This is a genomic window from Arthrobacter sp. MSA 4-2 (assembly GCF_016405885.1).
Classification (GTDB): domain Bacteria; phylum Actinomycetota; class Actinomycetes; order Actinomycetales; family Micrococcaceae; genus Arthrobacter_D.
Window position 1 is genome coordinate 1 of the sequence record NZ_JAEKGC010000032.1, and the last position, 1,461, is coordinate 1,461.

Sequence of the window (1,461 nt, forward strand, 5' to 3'; positions counted from 1 at the left end):
GCGGTGCGGTTACCAGCTTTGTGGGAGGGGGCGGCCTTCTTCGTAGCCGGCGGCGGATTGGATGCCGACCAGGGCGCGGTCGGAGAATTCGGCCAGGGTGCGGGCTCCGGCGTAGGTCATGGAGCTGCGCACGCCGGCGGTGATCATGTCCAGCAGGTCCTCCACGCCGGGCCGGGCGGGGTCCAGGTACATTTTGGAGGTGGAGATGCCCTCTTCGAAGAGTCCCTTGCGGGCCCGGGCGAAGACGTCCTCGGCCTGGGTGCGGTGCTGCACCGCCCTTGCGGAGGCCATGCCGAAGCTTTCCTTGTAGCGGCGCCCGTCGCTGTCGGTGTGCAGGTCGCCGGGGCTCTCGTAGGTGCCGGCGAACCAGGACCCGATCATGACCTGGCTGGCGCCGGCGGCCAGGGCCAGGGCCACATCGCGGGGGTAGCGGACCCCGCCGTCGGCCCAGACATGGGCGCCGAGCTCGCGGGCCGCCGTGGCGGCCTCGTAGACCGCGGAGAACTGGGGCCGGCCGACGGCGGTCATCATCCGGGTGGTGCACATGGCGCCGGGCCCGACGCCGACCTTCACGATGTCCGCGCCGGCCTCGACGAGGTCCCGCACCCCGTCGGCGCTGACGACGTTCCCGGCCACGATCGGGATCTTCGGGTCCAGGCTGCGCACGATCTTGAGGGCATCGAGCATCTTGCGCTGGTGCCCGTGGGCGGTGTCGACGACGAGGACGTCGACGCCGGCCTCGAGCAGGGAGGCCGCCTTGGCCTCGACGTCGCCGTTGATGCCCACGGCGGCGGCCACCCGCAGGGAACCGTTGGTGTCCACGGTCGGGGTGTAGATGGTCGAGCGCAGCGCCCCGGCCCGGGTGATGACCCCCTGCAGGATCCCCTCCCGGGTGACCGGTGCCAGCGGGGTGCCGGCCCGGTCGAGTTCGGCGAAGACCGCCCGCAGCCCGGCCGCGGGGTCCCCGTCGAACCGGGCGGCCTCGATGGGCGGGGAACTGACCCGCATCACGGACTCCAGCGAGGCGAAGCGGTCCACCCCCTCGCAGTCCGAGGCCCGCACCACCCCCAGGTACCGGTCGTCCTCGTCCACGACGACCACCGCGCCGTGGGCGCGCTTATTGATCAGGTGCAGCGCGTCGATGACCGTATTGCCCGGACGCAGCTTCAGCGGCGTCTCGAAGACGGTGTGCCTGCTCTTGACCCAGGCGGTGACCTCGGCGATGACCTCCACCGGCACGTCCTGCGGCAGCACCCCCAGCCCGCCGCGGCGTGCCATGGTCTCGACCATGCGCCGGCCGGTCACGGCGGTCATGTTCGCCACCACCAGGGGAATCGTCGAACCGGTCCCGTCGGCCGCGGAGAGATCCACGTCAAAACGCGAGACCACCTCCGAGGCCGAGGGCACCAGGAACACATCGGCATAGGTCAGGTCGGTGGACGGATCATTGATGAATCGCAT

Annotated in this window: 1 protein-coding gene; it reads right to left on the reverse strand. The window is 71.1% G+C overall.

Annotated features, from left to right (window positions below; genetic code table 11):
- Positions 1–9: 9 nt before the first annotated feature.
- Positions 10–1,461 (reverse strand): GuaB1 family IMP dehydrogenase-related protein (locus tag I6N91_RS16960; RefSeq protein WP_198814489.1); only part of this gene is annotated, 1,452 nt, incomplete at its 5' end.